Origin of the sequence: Paenibacillus sp. JNUCC32, from assembly GCF_014863545.1 — a bacterium.
In the GTDB taxonomy this organism is placed as follows: Bacteria; Bacillota; Bacilli; order Paenibacillales; family Paenibacillaceae; genus Paenibacillus_AQ; species Paenibacillus_AQ lautus_A.
This window is the reverse complement of record NZ_CP062260.1, coordinates 5937848-5952536: the sequence shown is the minus strand read 5'-3', so window position 1 is coordinate 5952536 and position 14689 is coordinate 5937848. Positions and strand designations below refer to the sequence as shown.

General features: G+C 54.1%; 11 protein-coding genes. 3 read left to right on the top strand and 8 right to left on the bottom strand.

The features are described from left to right. Positions 1-9: 9 nt before the first annotated feature. The 4 genes from JNUCC32_RS26310 to uxaC all read right to left on the bottom strand — a co-directional run bounded on the left by JNUCC32_RS26310 (position 10) and on the right by uxaC (position 6791). Entirely contained in the window at positions 10-1695 is a 1686-nt protein-coding gene (locus tag JNUCC32_RS26310; RefSeq protein WP_192570297.1) for an ABC transporter substrate-binding protein, read from the bottom strand. 239 nt (positions 1696-1934) lie between these two features. Next, positions 1935-3677, bottom strand: coding sequence for a sensor histidine kinase (locus tag JNUCC32_RS26305; RefSeq protein WP_192570296.1), 1743 nt, complete (start codon positions 3675-3677; stop codon positions 1935-1937). Further along, positions 3674-5275 (bottom strand): response regulator transcription factor, encoded by a 1602-nt coding sequence (locus tag JNUCC32_RS26300; protein ID WP_192570295.1) that lies wholly within the window; start codon positions 5273-5275, stop codon positions 3674-3676. Before JNUCC32_RS26300 ends, JNUCC32_RS26305 begins: the two co-directional genes overlap by 4 nt. A 112-nt stretch (positions 5276-5387) precedes the next feature. Beyond that, on the bottom strand, positions 5388-6791 hold the full coding sequence (uxaC, locus tag JNUCC32_RS26295) for a glucuronate isomerase (protein WP_192570294.1): 1404 nt from the start codon (positions 6789-6791) through the stop codon (positions 5388-5390). Between the two features lie 87 nt (positions 6792-6878). Here uxaC and JNUCC32_RS26290 point away from each other — a divergent pair, with 87 nt between their 5' ends. The 3 genes from JNUCC32_RS26290 (at position 6879) to JNUCC32_RS26280 (ending at position 9702) form a co-directional block, all read left to right on the top strand. Then, positions 6879-7556, top strand: coding sequence for a GntR family transcriptional regulator (locus JNUCC32_RS26290; protein WP_192570293.1), 678 nt, complete (start codon positions 6879-6881; stop codon positions 7554-7556). A gap of 116 nt (positions 7557-7672) precedes the next feature. Next, positions 7673-8770, top strand: a complete 1098-nt coding sequence (gene uxuA, locus JNUCC32_RS26285; RefSeq protein WP_015737917.1) for a mannonate dehydratase — start codon at positions 7673-7675, stop codon at positions 8768-8770. Beyond that, positions 8767-9702: an SDR family oxidoreductase gene (locus tag JNUCC32_RS26280; protein WP_228468829.1), complete on the top strand. Its 936-nt coding sequence runs from the start codon at positions 8767-8769 to the stop codon at positions 9700-9702. Before uxuA ends, JNUCC32_RS26280 begins: the two co-directional genes overlap by 4 nt. 183 nt (positions 9703-9885) lie before the next feature. Here the strand turns inward: JNUCC32_RS26280 and JNUCC32_RS26275 are convergent, their stop codons facing one another. From JNUCC32_RS26275 to JNUCC32_RS26260, 4 genes are all read right to left on the bottom strand, one after another. Then, the gene (locus JNUCC32_RS26275; protein ID WP_192570292.1) at positions 9886-10758 is read right to left on the bottom strand and encodes an RNA polymerase sigma-70 factor; all 873 of its coding nucleotides are present in this window, start codon (positions 10756-10758) and stop codon (positions 9886-9888) included. Further along, positions 10736-12034, bottom strand: a complete 1299-nt coding sequence (locus tag JNUCC32_RS26270) for a phytoene desaturase family protein (protein ID WP_192570291.1) — start codon at positions 12032-12034, stop codon at positions 10736-10738. The genes JNUCC32_RS26275 and JNUCC32_RS26270 overlap by 23 nt, the downstream gene beginning before the upstream one ends. A 236-nt stretch (positions 12035-12270) precedes the next feature. After that, complete coding sequence (locus JNUCC32_RS26265) at positions 12271-13587, bottom strand: 6-phospho-beta-glucosidase (RefSeq protein ID WP_145039463.1); 1317 nt, start codon at positions 13585-13587, stop codon at positions 12271-12273. Between the two features lie 75 nt (positions 13588-13662). After that, positions 13663-14646, bottom strand: coding sequence for an N-acetylglucosamine kinase (locus tag JNUCC32_RS26260; RefSeq protein WP_192570290.1), 984 nt, complete (start codon positions 14644-14646; stop codon positions 13663-13665). Between the last annotated feature and the right edge of the window lie 43 nt (positions 14647-14689).

Sequence of the window (14689 nt, the reverse complement as noted above, 5' to 3'; positions counted from 1 at the left end):
CTTCATCTATTATTGTCCTTGGGCATTTGCGATTTTCTTGGCTACTTCCTCGGTGATCAGATCCTCGTATCCCTTCACGTCCAGCTTGCCGAACTCGCCCACGTATTCGTTCCAGATGCCGTCAAACTCCGCAGGGCTGGCAAGAACCAGTTTCGGGAAGTATTTACGCTGCAAATCGCTTTTCTTCTGCGTGAAGATTTGGGCCGGCGAGCCCTGATCGATCGGAATGCTCCAAGCCGGGTACCAAGGACGGTCGTCCGGTGCCGCAAACAATTGCGAGAAGGAATCGATGTCGTATGCTTCAAGCAATTTCTTGTCCGGTTCGGAGTAGGACATTTTGGCAACCTCAGGCTGGCGTCCCGCACCCACGGAATTACCGTCAGGAAGCGTAGATCCGTTGCCGTAACGAGGCCAGTTGTATTCAAAGTACTTGAAACCGAACGATTCGCGGAAGGCTTCCGTATTGGTCTGTGCAATCTGCTCTTCCGTACGGTAGAAGCGGCCGTTCTCATCGACGGAATACGTCTCGTCCTTGATGCCCCAGTTCGACAGAATCTGGTTCTCGTCCGTCAGCAGGTTGTTGAAATACTTCACAATGCGCTCCGGATCCTTCGCGCTGACGGAGATCCCGACGCCGCGGTTGTTCACAAAGGATGGCGGATCCAGATACTGATCCTTGGTATTCTCATCGTATACGATCGGCAGCGCCATATATTCGAGATCGTCGTTACCCGATTTACTGGCTGTTTCGCGCAGATTGTTCATCGCTTGGCCTACCTGCCATCGATAATCGAAGAAGCCAAGCACCTTACCGGAAGTCAGTTTGGCAAGGTATTGATCATAGTTGTCCACGAAAGAGGATTTATCGAACAGGCCTTCCGCATTCAGCTTGTTCAGCTCCTGCAGGTACCGCTTCGTAATGTCGTCGTCCGCATAATCATTCGCTACGTGAGTCTCCATGTCGATGATGATGCCGCCGTCGTTCGGATAGCCGGCCAAGTGCATCGGGGCATTGGTCAGGGCAAAAAATTTATCCTGCGTCGTCAGTGCCAGATATCCGGTCAAGCCTTCCTCCGGATGTTTCTTCACGTAGTCGCGAATCAGGGCCAGGTACTCGTCGAAGGTCTTGATTTTCGGATAACCCGCTTCCTTCAGGACGCGGCGTTGAATCCAGAATGCTCCTTGCTCGATATTCGGAGCCGACGTGTACTCTCCAACAACCGCGCTCAGCGGCAGAAAGTAGATGTTGCCGTCCTCGGCTTTCATCAGGTTGTAATAAGGCTCGTACACCCGCTTGATGTTAGGGCCGTACTTATCGATCAGGTCATTGAGCGGAATGAAGGCGCCCGCCCCGACCAGCTTATCGATTGAGCTCCCCGGCACAATCACATCGGGATAGTCGTTACTCGCAATGAAGGTTCCCACCTTGGTGTTCTCGTCTCCTACCAAATGCTCCATTTTAAAATTCACGCCGGTTTGGTCTTCGAAAATTTTACCGATGGTGGTTTCGTTCGTATTTTTGTCTTTACCGGCTGCCGCGTTGAAATAGGTGAAGGTGACCTTCTCTTCTTTCTTCTCGCCTTCGCCGCCGGCTGCCGGTGTATTATCCGCTGCCTCTTTACTGCCGCCGCATGCTGCCAGAAGCGATACCATCATAACCACGGTCAGACAGCTCAGCCAAAATTTCTTGTTCATGCTCTTGACCTACCCCTTTCGGTCTCGTTAGTTTGTAAGCACTTTCATTATAAGAGAGCTCTGGGACGATTTTCACCCGTCAATCTTTAGGTGATACTTTGAAAACTATAGAACCCTATCCTTAGCCGTGAAAAATGGCAGCTCCGCAGCCAGGATTCTCCCCTGCACTTCCGACGACTAACGAACAAATCCTGCCAGGGTCACTCCGATTCGGAATGCCACAGCAGGATTTGCCGTCCTTATATTTCAATGGGAATGGACAGTTTGACCCGTGTGCCCTGTCCAGGCGAGCTGTCAATTTCAAACCGGAACCGGCTGCCGTAGTACAGCTTTAACCTGTAAATCACATTCTGAATGCCGATCCGCTCTCCCATCTCGTCCTCGGTCTCGAGATAACGGTAGATGCGTTCCACCTTCTCCGCGGGCATGCCTGCCCCGTTATCCTGAATGGTACAGATCAGGGATTGGCCCTCGCGCACAACCCGAACTTCAATGCGCCCCCCGTGCTTGAGCGGCTCGATGCCGTGAATGCTGGCATTCTCCACAAACGTGACGATGGCCATTTTCGGTATTTGCAGGTGACCCTCTTCGGCTGGAGCATGAACCGAATAATCGATTTTGTCGCCAAATCGGTATTTCTGGATTTCAAGGAAACAATGGATGAACTCCACTTCCTCCTTGAGCGTCACCATGTCTTTTTTCCAAACGAGCGAATTGCGGAAGATCTTCGCCATATTATGAATGATCCTTGCCGTCTCATCCTCATCCTTCATCAGGCTGCGCATGCGGATCGTCTCCAGGGCATTAAAGAGGAAGTGCGGATTAATCTGGCTCTGCAGCGCATTCAATTGCGCGTGCCGCCGCTGCAGCTCCAAATTCTTCTTCTGGATATCCGCCACGTACACGTCATTGATCAGACTCTTGAGCTGCAAGGTCATCCGGTTGAATTCACCCGTCAGCTGACCGATCTCGTCACGTGCCTCAGCCTCTTGGATGGTGTCGTAATTCTGGTTCTTCACCTTCTTCATATGTTTGAGAATCCGTACAAGTCGTACGTTAAGGGAACGGCTGATCCAAACAATCACCAGGCTCGGAAGCAGAAAATTCAGGCAGGTCAGCACAATGACGAACCGCAAGGACTGATGCACGTCGCGCAGCACCACATCCTCCGGCGTCACCGCCATGATCGTCCAGGTGTTCAGATTGTTGGTCGTGAACGTATCGGTATGAAACTCCAGAAACCTGTCGCCATGCGCGATGCTGCTGTACGGTACAGCGCCCTGCGTGACATCGACCTTCGGATCCGTGGTGTATTCGATATTTCCAGCGCCGCTCAGCAGGTACACTTTGCCCTGCACATTCAGATTGCTCATAATCTGCCGGATCGAAGGCATCCGCATATCGATCTTGAGATACTTGGTGTGGTCATCCTGGGAGCTGAAATAATTCATGCTCCGGATGATGCTGATGCTGTCCAATTGGCCGTTCTTGCCCGTACGCATCACGATCGGCTGGGTTACGTTCTTGCCCGCAATCGCCTTGTACCAAGCCTCTTCCTTCACCTGGCCATCGATATAATTGATGCCGCCGGAATACAGCAGGGTCGGATTGTCGACATACACCGCAATTTCGCTGACCGAATTGTATACGGCGCTACCCGAATTCAATATGCGGCGGAGATAAGTATCATACGCCTCGATATAATCGGCTGGATGATCGTACACCGTTTCCACGATCTCGTTCAATTGAACGTCCGTATAGAAGACTGAGGAGATCTCCAAGGCGTCCTCGACTTCACGACGGAACTCGTTCTTCATCTGTTCAAGCGCTACGGTAATATCCTGGATCCGCTGCTCCCTTACGCTGCCGGACGTCACATTGTAGAAGATGAGGTTGGTAATCAGGATCGGCAAAAAGACGGCCAGGAAATAAAGCAGCAGCATCTTGTCCCGCAGACGGACATTATTCAGGCTCGGCTTCATGCATTCGTCCCTTCGGACGCTGCCTCCTTCATCAAGCGGTTCCGGTACTCGCTTGGCGTCATCCGCTCAATCTTCTCGAATTGCGTCACGAAATAGTCCGGATTGCCGAAGCCGACCCGCTCCGCCACCTCATAGATGCGCAGATCCGTCTGGCGCAGCAAGCGCTTGGCTTCGTTCACGCGCAGCTGGAGCAAAAAATCATTAAAATACATGCCGTACGCTTTTTTGAACAGCTGACCCAGATAAACCGGGTTCATGTAAAACTTCCCGGCGATGCCCTTCAGACTGATATTCTCATGATAATGGGCCTCGATATAAGCCCGGATCTTCTGGATTCCGCCTTTGTGCTGTTCCTTGCGCAGCTGTCCGATATAGTTCGCGCTCTCAATCGCAAAATCCGTGAACAGCCGCTTCAGCCCCTGAAGCGACAAGTTGCGGTCATGCCACTCGGTCATCGGCTCGAGACTGGACAGCCGGCTTTGATCCCCGTCCATGCTGCTGAGCACACGGACCACGCCCAGCACGCATTGGTTGATCGCCGTCTTCACCGCTTCGGGAGCATACAGCTTCTCCTGGAAGGATTCGAACAGCGAACGAGTCGTCTCCTCCAGCTTCTCGAAATGCAGCTCCTCGATCTGCTCCAGCAGCTGCTGGTAAAGACGCTCCTCCAGTCCGATGTATTGCAGATCATGCACCGCGGCTTCTTCATGGATCACGATGCCGCTCTCATCGTAGATGTACTTGTATAGGAGGGATTGCTTGGCCGTTTCGTAGGCATCCTGGACGAGGGACAGACGTGAAACCGGCCGGCCAAAATAGACGAAGATTCTTTCATGCTTCGAATCGGCGAGCGATTGCTGAAGGCGCCTAGCAAATCCCCGCTGACACCCCTGGAACGATTGCAGGATGCTTCCAGGAACGATGATGCCGATGCGGTTCCGGTGCTCATGCAGATAGAAGGGCTGTTCTCCATTAGAAATCGCAAGAAGGGCCGATTCCACCCTGTCCTTGAAGTCGCCTCCGTCATTGTCGTTAGCCGAAGCTGGCGGATGGTCGTTCCGTTCGACAAAAACATAGAACAGATGGTCTTCCGGCCGGAGTTCAAGACGCCGCTCCCATTCCTGCAGCAGACTCTCATCCGCCTCCCCTATAATGAGCGATTCCATCAAGGCGCCCGACAACAGCTTCTCTTCCCGCGAGCGTGCCTCGCGGTCCGACTCCAGCCGTTCGCTGAGCCGGACCAGCGCCTGACTGAATTCCGTCTCGTCAATCGGTTTCAGAATGAAATCATGCACCCCGTAACGGACAGCCTGCTGGGCATAGTTGAAGTCATCGTATCCGCTTACAATAATGAAATACGGCTTCACGATATCGTCCGTGACGACGCGTCGGATCAGCTCGAGTCCATCCAGCACCGGCATGCGGATATCGGTGATGACCACATCCGGCCGAAGCCGTTCAATCAGTTCCAGCGCGTCTTCCCCGTTATCCGCCTCATCCACAATGTGAAAGCCGCAGGCTTCCCAATCAATCAGCTTCAGAAGCCCTTTGCGCGTAAACACCTCGTCATCCACCAATATCGCCCGGTTCCCTTGCACGGTATGTCCCCCTCGCCTTTTCGCGCACATCTGCCTGTAACAGATCTTCTATCGGTTCATCAGCAAACGCTTTCATATAGTAAATCTATTGTTCATGCTCTGCACGCAATTGTCAATGAATTTGAAAATAACGCTCGGCATTGTGATAGCAAATATCCTGGATGATGGCACCGATATATTCATAATCCGCGGGCAGTTCCCCTTCCTTGATCCAATCTCCGAACAGGCGGCACAGCACTCTCCGGAAATATTCATGCCGCGGGAACGACATAAAGCTCCTGGAATCGGTCAGCATGCCGACAAAGGTACTGATCAGCCCCATGGAAGACAGCGCGGTGAGCTGCTTCAGCATCCCTTCCTTCTGGTCGTGGAACCACCAAGCGGAACCGAGCTGAAGCTTGCCCTCGACACCGGCCGACTGGAAATTCCCGATCGTGGTAGCGATCATTTCGTAATGCGAGGAATACAGGCTGTACACAATGGTTTTCGGCAGCTGATCATTCCTGTCGAGACTGCTCAGGAATCCGTTCAGGCTTTCCGCCAGATGGAAATCGAGAATCGAGTCATACCCGCTGTCCTTGCCGATCTTCGCGAACATGCGCGCATTATTGTTCCGAATCGCCCCAATGTGCAGCTGCATGGTCCAGCCCTTGGCATGATACATCTCCCCCAGCTTGAGCAGGGTATGGGTGCGGTATTTCCGTTCCTCGAGCGGGGTTAAGCTGCCTCCGTCGATGGCTTTGCCGTAAATGTCCGCAACTTCTTTAACGTCGGCCTGTTCATAAGGAAAAGCGCCAAAGCCGTGATCCGACAGGCGGCAGCCATGGTCATGGAAATATTGGATCCGCTCCTGCAGGGCATCCAGCAATCCCTGATAGGTGTCCACGGTTATACCGGCCGTTGTTCCCAGCGTCCGTGCATAGGAGGGAAAGTCCGCGTTCGCGATATCCAGTACCCGGTCCGGCCGAAATGCAGGGGCTACGACGGTGGACAATTCCCCCTGATCCCGAATGGCCCGGTGAAACTCCAGCGAATCGATGGGATCATCCGTCGTGCAGGCCACGTTGACCTTGAATTTTTCCAAAATTCCGCCTGCCCGCAAGGCAGGAGCCTTCAGCTGCTCATTGCAAGCGTCCCAGATCTCCTTGGCATTCTCCGCGGTCAACCGCTCTTGAATCCCGAAATAGCGGGTCAGCTCCAGATGGGTCCAGTGATAGAGCGGATTGCCGACCAATCGCGGAACGCATGCCGCCCAGGCCATGAACTTCGCTTCAGGACTGGCGCTGCCTGTAATCAGCTCTTCGTCGACGCCAAGCCAGCGCATCGCCCTCCATTTGTAATGGTCCCCCTCCAGCCATAGCTCCGTCAGGTTATCGAACTGCCGGTTGATGGCAATATCCTTCGGGTTCAGATGGTTGTGGTAATCGAATATCGGCATCCCTTCCGCATAATCATAATAAAGTTTCTTCGCGCTGTTGCTGTTCAGCAGCAGATTCTCCGTGTCCAAACGGCTCATGTGGTTCCCCTCCGATTCTTATTTCGATTTTCAGTTCCATACTACCATACAAGTATGGTAGTATGAAATACATTAGGAGGTGATGCAGTGGTAGAATCTTTGCGATTACAGCCAGGATCGGCCGGACATATCGTGTACTCCCGGCTGAAGCAGCAGATTGTCAGTCTCGAGCTGCCCCCGGGAACGGCTCTGTCCGAGAAGGAGGTTTCCCTTTCCTTCGAAGTCAGCCGGACGCCGGTGCGGGAAAGCTTCGTCCGCCTGGCCCAGGAAGACCTTGTGGTCGTGCTTCCCCAGCGCGGCACGCGCGTCTCGCTCATCGATTCGGAGCTGGTCGAGGAAGCGCGCTTCATGCGCGAGCAGCTGGAGAAGGCCGTCGTCCGGCTTGCCTGCGAAAGCTTCCCCGGGGAGAAATTCGCCGAGTTGGAGCGAAATCTGTCCGAGCAGCGCGAGAGCATCGAGAAGCATGACGGCAAGCACATGTTTGAGCTGGATGAGGCCTTCCACCGTATTCTGTTTGAAGGCTGCCGCAAGGTCGGCACATGGAACGTGCTGCAGCAGATGAACGCTCATCTGAACCGGAGCCGAATGTTATGGCTGTCTGCCGATCCGAATTGGACCAACCTGTACGAGCAGCATCGGGAGATCGCGGACGCGATTTCGCGTCATGACGCCGATCATGCCGAACGTGAAATGCAGCAGCATCTGAGCCTGATTATCTCCAATCTGGCCGTGCTGAAAGAGAAGCATCCCGATTATTTCAAATAAGCCGTTACCCGCGAAAGACCCTTATTCGTCACGGCTTCATCTTGGCGTTACACTCGTAACTGCAAAAATTCCCAGCAGTGCGTTAACTCCTTAAACTTGTAAAGGACGGTGAAGAAATGCGCATGGTATTCAGATGGTTCGGCGAGGGCAACGATACGGTCTCGCTGGATCAGATTAGACAAATCCCCGGCGTGGAGGGCATCGTATGGGCACTTCACGATATTCCTGTCGGCGAGGAATGGCCGATGGAGCGAATTGAGGAAATTGCGGACCAGGCCAAAGCGTACGGGCTTCATATTGACGTCGTGGAAAGCGTGAATGTGCACGAGGACATCAAACTCGGCCTTCCCTCCCGTGATCAATACATAGCCAACTACATCCGGACGATTGAGAAGTTGGGCCAGGTCGGCGTCAAAGTCATCTGCTACAATTTCATGCCGGTGTTCGATTGGGCTAGAACCGATCTTCATAAACAGACCCCCGATGGTTCGACGGCCCTCTTCTTCGAGAAGGCCAAAATCCACGGCATCGATCCGATGGAGCTGGTTCAGACGATCAACCGGAACAGCGCGCTTACCATGCCGGGCTGGGAGCCGGAGCGTTTGGCGCATCTGACCTCCCTGTTCGAAGCGTACCGCGGCGTTACCGAGGAGGACTTGTGGAGCAACCTCGAATATTTCTTGAGCGCCGTCATCCCGGCTGCCGAGAAGAACGGCATCCGAATGGCCATTCACCCGGATGATCCGCCTTGGCCGATCTTCGGCCTGCCGCGGGTCATCACCAGCCAGGAAAATCTCCGGAGATTCCTGCAGCTGTACGATAGCCCGGCGAACAGCCTGACCCTGTGCAGCGGCTCGCTTGGCGCCAATCCGGACAATGACATCGTCTCCATGATCCATGAGTTCCACGACCGGATTCCGTTCGCGCATATCCGGAACGTACGCGTCTATGAGAACGGCGATTTCATCGAAACGTCCCATCGTACCGAGGACGGCACCGTCGATATTTCCGGCATTGTGCAGGCCTATCATGACAACGGTTTCACCGGATACGTAAGGCCCGATCACGGGCGGCATATCTGGGGCGAGCAGTGCCGTCCGGGTTACGGCCTGTATGACCGCGCCTTGGGCATTATGTATCTCTGGGGGCTGTGGGACGCTTACAGCCGGGAGCGCGCGGGAAGTCCAGCCGAGCTGAAGGAGGCCGTACAATGAGTGAGGTAAATATCCATGCAGCAGGTACATCCGAAGCCGGATCAAGCGGAGCTTCTGTTGAATCCGCACCGCAAGCGACGCCATCCCTTCCCATTCATCCGTCATTAAACGGGAAGACGGTTGTCATTACGGGCGGCTCCGGCGTATTGTGCCGGGCGATGGCTCTTGAGCTGGGGCGGCAAGGTGCCAAGGTGGCCGTCTTGAACCGTACGGCCGAGAAAGGGCAGCAGGTGGCCGATGAAATTACGGCTGCCGGCGGTACGGCGATTGCCGTTCCCTGCGATGTAACGGATGTGGAAAGCGTCCGGCAAGCGGAAAAAGCTGTGCGCGAGTCTTTCGGACCCTGCGATATCCTGATTAACGGAGCCGGCGGCAACCGGAAAGACGCGAATACAACCAACGAGATTTTCCGTCCGGAGGATGTGGGGCAGCCCGATGTGACAACCTTCTTCGGGTTAAGCGTGCCGGGCTTCCGCAGCGTGTTCGATTTGAACTTCATCGGCACGCTGATACCGACGCAAGTCTTCGCGGAAGGGATGCTGGGGCGTCCCGGGGCCGTCGTGCTGAATGTCTCATCCATGAGCGCACCCAGCCCGATGACCAAGGTGCCGGCTTACAGCGCAGCCAAAGCGGCCATCAACAACTTCACGCAGTGGCTGTCCGTTCATCTTGCGGAATCGGGCATTCGCGTGAACGCGATTGCGCCGGGCTTCTTCCTGACCGAGCAAAACCGCAATTTGCTGACTCATAACGACGGTACATTAACCGAGCGCTCTCATAAAATCATCTCCCATACCCCCATGAGGCGTTTCGGCGTGCCGGAGGATCTGCTGGGCACCCTGCTCTGGCTCGTGGACGATCAGACCTCCGGCTTCGTCACGGGAACGGTAATTCCCGTGGACGGCGGCTTCATGGCATATTCAGGCGTATAACGGAGTACTATGCTGCAGAGCAGCAGCCTGTCAGTCATAAGCTTGACTGGCTGGACCATGATGCGTAAGCAGATGAAATGCTGGAGTGACTCCGCGAGGCGTATCTCCTGAGAATTCCTCAGCCTTATACAGCAGCAGGGCCGACTAAGATCCTATGATCTTAAATCAGCCCTGCTTTTTGTATCACGGCAACTGTATATGTCTGAGTTTATCCGGATTTGCCACGGTATACATCGTCTCGATTCGATTGTTTTTAAAAGCAAAAGAATAAATAAATTGGACACCGTGATCCAACCGGATCCGTATTCCCGGCAGACCATTGACGGTAAGATAAGAGTACACATATTGTCCTTCATACATTTTAAGCAGGTTCAGATGCAATTGGATCACTTTATGGACTCCAACCACAGGTATTTGCGCCGCTCTGACTTTACCGCCGCCGTCCGAGTAGAGCACGACATTTTCGCTTAACAGCTCCAGCAGCTTATTCGTGTTTCCCTGTAAGAGGGAATCCACAAAATCCTTGATCTGCGCCTCCGCCACCGAGATCGACGGTCTCTGATCAGGATCAAAATGAATGCTGCCCTTAGCACGGCGGAAGATTTGACGGCAATTCGCACTGCTTTTTCCCAGGATTTCAGCAATTTCGTCATAGGAATAATGGAAAATCTCGCGGAGAAGAAAAACGGCTCTTTCCACCGCGTTAAGCTGCTGAAGCAGCAGCAGGTATGCTGTAGAAATGGACTCTTGCTGCTCTACGATAAGAGAAGGGTCCGTCTCTGACGCCAAATTCTCGATCAGGGGTTCCGGCAGCCAGGGACCGACGTACAGCTCGCGCTTTTTGGCAGAAGAGCGCAGCAAATCCAAGCAGCGATTCGTTACGATTTTGTACAGAAACGCTCTCTCATTGCGAATGTCCTCCGGATGGGGCAATTGGTTATAGCTGATGAAGGCCTCCTGCACGATATCTTCCGCATCCATCACACTTCCCAGCATCCGGTAAGCTAACGAGAAAAGAGCGGATCGATAGCTTTTATACAATGACTCTGTGCTCATTCGGGGTCCTTTCCTCACTTTCAAGCGAGAGTATATGCTGTACGGCACGCTTGGCGCTTGCAGTTGCAGCATCAACCAAGAGTTCGCCATGCGCTGCCCATTCTCCCGCTACATACAACCCGATGATTTCAGGGACGGCTGGACCCGGGTTCTCCTGGCGTTTCAGATGCATAAAATCATGGCAAACCGTGATGTTAGGAAGGTATTGTTTCTCAACGAGCTCGTTGCGCCAACCCGGCTGCACCAAGTCTAAGGTTTCTTCTAACTCCTGCAGATCCCTTCTTGCATCCTTCTCCTTGCCCTGATACTTAAGCAAGGTTATGACTTGCGCGCCATCTTCGCTCAGGTAAGCCGCTCGGGATTGATTCGAGAGAAATACGGTTTGATCGAGGCCGTACACAAACTGCTGCTTCGGCTCCGGAAGACGACGCAGGGCTACATCCAAGCAAGCCGCTGTCACTTCGACCGCCTGCTCCTTCCACGTATGCAGAGCGGTTTCTTCTGCATGGGGCACCAGTTCGTGGGCGACAGCTGGAGGCGTGGCAAGAATAATATGATTGGCTTCTATTTTCATGCCATCGCCGCAAAGGACGTGCCGTACCTTTCCCTCGTGATGATCAACCGAGATGACTTTATTCTTCGTTACGATTTGAACTCCCTGCTCCAGGGCCTTTTGTTTTAATTCATCGACCATGGCCCCCCAGCCCCGATCCAGGTACAACACCCCCTTCAGCGCGTGCTTAAGCTGCTGCAGTACGGGACCGGCCGCCTGCAGGTCAGGGGCTACCACATAACTTGCCGTACGCAATAGCGAATAGAATAAATTTCGTACCATCGGATCCTGCACGTTGCCTTCAATCCATTCGCGCACACTCATCTTGTCGTACACCTGCGTATCCAGTTTACCTAATTTCGCAAGCCAAGCACCGAGCTCCATCTTGCCCCTCCAGGATAATAGAGGGGTGGTGAATAGAGATTTCACGCCCATGGGTAACGGACTTAGTTTCCCTTTCCAAATCCCGTACCCGTCAACCGAAGGTCGACCCCCCGGCAATTGGAGCCCTAATTCGCGAAAGGTTGAAAGGGCATCTCCATGATATAAGGCATGCCCGCCCAGATTGAAGTAGGCTCCCTTCTTCTTATGGGTCATGGCCCGCCCCCCCAAACGTTCCTGCTTTTCAACGAGTATCGTTTGCTTTCCGGCTCTAGCCGTATAGATTGCTGCTGTTAAACCCGCTACGCCTCCACCTACAACGGCAACGTCATATTGTAGCATCCGTCATCATCCCTTTTTCGTTTTATACGGGTATGACGGGCGAGGGCATCGAGATGTGACAAGAATGAAGGTCCAAACCGAAAAGTAATGTCATTCATGATTTCAGGACTCCTATAATATATCAGGAAGCCACAAGCTTCGAAGTTATACTTTCTGATGATTTCAATAAAACCCCTCTTCAATACGAAGAGGGGTTTTGCATAGCTCTATAACCGCACGTTTGATTTCATTCCGCCTTAGACCACGGCCTCCGGCTTAAAAAAAGCCGGCAAGTACTTTTTGTTCGCCTCCAGCATTTCATCGAGCAGCTGCTTCGCTACGGTCACGGACGGCACCAGCGGATGATGCACCAGCGCCTGCAGCGCAATCCCGCGATCGCCGGTAATGGCAGCTTCGATCGTCAATTGTTCGTACACTTTCACCGCATGCATCAGTCCCTTCACATGGGAAGGAACCTTTTGCGGCGCCAACGGTATTGGCCCTTGGCCCGTAACCACGCAGTTGATCTCGATGCTGGCATCCGCAGGCAGGAAGTCGTAGATATTGCCGTTTGCGACATTCAATGTCTGGATATCATGGCGGTCATTATAAATGGACGTCATCAGGTTGACGGCCGCTTCGGAATAATATGCGCCGCCGCGCTGCTCCAGCTGCTTCGGCTTCACGGCCAAATTCTCGTCCTTGTAGAGCTCGAACAGCTCCTCCTCTACCCGGCTGACCACGTCCGCCCGGGTTCCGTCCTTCTCCAGCGAGGCTTTCATGTCCGCGAACATCGTATCGGTCATGTAGAAATATTTAAGATAATAGGTCGGAATCGCCCCAAGCGAACGGATAAAATCCGCGTCCCAGCCGAAGGTCGGCACGTTCTTCGCCGTATACGATTTCCCGCCGTCCAGCAGCTCCGGCATTTTCTCTTCGCCGTTGACGATCGCCGACGTCACCCAGTGAAGATGATTGATCCCGACAAACTCGGCCAGAACGTCCCTCTCCGACACGCCGTACTCCGCCGCCAGGAACTTCTGAAAGTTAATCGGGGAGTTGCACAGACCGACGGATTTGACCTTGCTGTGCTTCGCAACCGCTTCGGTGACGATGCCTGCCGGATTCGTGAAGTTCAGCATCCACGCATTCGGTGCCAGCTCTTCGATATCGCGGCAAATGTCCAGAATCACCGGTACCGTGCGCAGCGCCTTCAGCATGCCTCCCGGGCCCGTCGTCTCCTGGCCGATGACGCCGTGTTTAATCGGAATATGCTCATCCTGCTTGCGTGCCGCCAGCAAGCCGACGCGCATCTGGGTCGTCACGAAATCGGCACCCGCAATCGCCTGCCTCCGATCCAGCGTCAGGTGAACCTCGATCGGCAGACCCGACTCCTTGACCATGCGTTTGGCCAAATTGCCCACGATCTCCAGCTTATGCTTACCTTCTTCAATATCAACGAACCATAGTTCGCGAATCGGCATTTGCTCATAATTGCGAATGAAACCTTCTACAATTTCCGGGGTATAGGAGGAACCTCCCCCGATGACCGCTATCTTCAATCCTGCTGCCACGTTAATCGCCTCCAAGGTATGATATCAATCCGTTTCGATCCGGATCTATTGCGCTCTATTACCACAATCTGCTGATCAGGCTGTGGTTGCCTGCTCAAACGTAAATGCTTTCAGTTTGGCCTCCGTCTCAACATCAACGGCATGACCGTCGGCATCCATCGCGCACAGCAGCGCGCCGGAAACCGGATCGGATGTTAGCCTTACGCAGGATGCATGGGGTGCCCGGACCGCAACGATCCGTTCGATTGCATCCGTCAGGATCGAGCTGTTCGGCCTGTTCAGCACGCTGCCGATATAGACGATGTCGAAGGCTTCGTCCGCCATGTCCAGCCGCCGGATCAGCGTGCATACCGCATTGGCCAGCTCCTCGCCTTCGTTCTCGAGAATCCAGGTAGCCACCTCGTCGCCCGCTTCAGCCGCCTGAAACAGCGTCTTCACCAGACTTGGCGGAACCTTCGTCCTGCCGTAGAGGACATCCTCGTACATCGGTTCGACGGATGTATATCCCATCTGCTCCAGAACGAGCGACGTCAACAAGGTTGCCGGTCCCCGCTCATCCCAGGCTCGAATAACCGCCCGGAAGGCCAGGGTTGCAAACCCTGATCCGCCTGCATATCCATCTCCGTACAAGAAACCGAAGCCGCCATACTGCAGCTCTTCCCCCGCACGGTTACGGGCGGCGCTGTTGAAGCCCGTACCGCAGATCAATGCGGCGCCATACGGACGGCTCGTTCCCGCCCTCATCCCGATGATGGTATCGCATGCGATAGCATGTCTCGGATATCCGAGCGCCCCGATCATCGGGCGCAGGATCTCGTAATCGGCTTCCCGATCGGCTCCGGCCAGGCCGAAATAGGCATAACTGATATCTTCCTTGGCAGCTCCAGCCTCTTGAAGCGCCCGGTTGCAGGCCTCCTCAATGTTATGGGCCGCATGCTCACGGTGAATTTGGTGATTGCCGTTGCCGGACGCTCCCTTGCCAAGGATATTCCCTTGTTCATCGCAGATGACGGCGTGTGTTTTGCTGCCGCCGGCATCCACACCCAGATACAAACTCATGGACTTCACTCCTACCCGCCTAACGGCGGCGTCATGTGGTGGT